Origin of the sequence: Gluconobacter sp. P1D12_c, from assembly GCF_018812105.1 — a bacterium.
In the GTDB taxonomy this organism is placed as follows: Bacteria; Pseudomonadota; Alphaproteobacteria; order Acetobacterales; family Acetobacteraceae; genus Gluconobacter; species Gluconobacter oxydans_A.
Window position 1 is genome coordinate 1 of sequence record NZ_JACSIQ010000873.1, and the last position, 358, is coordinate 358.

1 protein-coding gene is annotated in these 358 nt (G+C 43.9%); it reads left to right on the forward strand.

Features of this window, described 5'->3' with window-relative positions:
• Nucleotides 1-279: hypothetical protein (locus KP705_RS21910; RefSeq protein WP_215765520.1), on the forward strand; the 279-nt coding region annotated here is incomplete at its 5' end.
• Nucleotides 280-358: the final 79 nt, after the last annotated feature.

The window sequence follows — 358 nt, forward strand, 5'->3', positions numbered from 1 at the left end:
AACGAATTGAAAAGCGAACGCGAAAAAAGTTTTGATAAGGGCAAGCCGTTCAGAGATTTACAGAAGAAGAATGAACAGCTTGAAACTTATCTTGGTTTAGTTTTTGATTCTTTGGATTCGCATGGAATTAATCCTGTTCCGTTCATTAAGACTGTCTACACGTTGGATGATTTAATGCGTGATTGCGATAGGATTGCGAAGGAGTGGCTTGAGTCATTCCAGGCGACGTGGGAACCTAAGGCGAAGCCTCAAAAGGGTTCTGATCGCTCTATTGCCTAGAGCGACGACCCCGAAGGTCCGGGGTCTAGCATTGGGGTTTCGACCTCCATGCTAAAGGCTAAATCAGTATTAAAAAGAT